Origin of the sequence: Halorubrum sp. Atlit-26R, assembly GCF_003666015.1 — an archaeon.
GTDB lineage: Archaea > Halobacteriota > Halobacteria > Halobacteriales > Haloferacaceae > Halorubrum.
In genome coordinates this window covers 1-598 of record NZ_QPLT01000293.1, presented here as the reverse complement: position 1 = coordinate 598, position 598 = coordinate 1, and the positions used below count along the sequence as shown (strand labels likewise).

Below are 598 nucleotides of genomic sequence, written 5' to 3'. Positions count from 1 at the left end.
GCTACACCGGCTCTAACTTATAAACAACTAATCGGGCGACAAGAACCGTCACACCACTTGTTCGCCGTCGTCGTCGTACACTTCGATGGCGTCGACCGGGCAGACGCGCGCCGCGAACTTCGCGTCGAACTCCTCGCCGTCGGGCACCTCGACGACGAACAGGTCGTCTTCCTCCTCGGTGCTCCCTTTTAAATCGGCTTTCCCGTCGTTCAGGTTCTTCTCGAAGGCGTCCCACTCGGCGACGCACTGGTACATCCCGACGCAGGTGTCGCGGTCGAACTCGACGTACATGACCACTGGTTCGGTGAGCCGATACAAAGCCGTGACGACGAGAGGTGTGGGGCTCTGAAAGGCGATCGGCGATGGCTTCCTCCAAAGCCCCGGCCGGGAGAAGTCCGGACGCTCGCTGCGCGCCTCGCTCAGTCGCTCCGCTCCTTCGCTGCGGTGCTTGCGTCGCCTCCGAACTTCTCCCGGCCGCCCCTTTGAGTCCCGCCCCGCGACCGCACCTCACACCTCCCCAGCCTCGCGGCTCCCTCCGCTTCGCTCCGGTCGCCGCGTCCCTCGCGCGTGCGACTCGCAGCCTAACGGCTGCTCGTCG

1 protein-coding gene is annotated in these 598 nt (G+C 65.1%); it reads right to left on the bottom strand.

Annotated elements, in window-relative coordinates:
• Positions 1-48 precede the first annotated feature (48 nt).
• Complete coding sequence (locus DVK07_RS20640; protein WP_121598596.1) at positions 49-291, bottom strand: ferredoxin; 243 nt, start codon at positions 289-291, stop codon at positions 49-51.
• Positions 292-598 lie beyond the last annotated feature (307 nt).

Coding starts and splice junctions, on each gene's coding strand:
- DVK07_RS20640 (WP_121598596.1), bottom strand. CDS start 291: ATGTACGTCGAGTTCGACCGCGACACCTGCGTCGGGATGTACCAGTGC.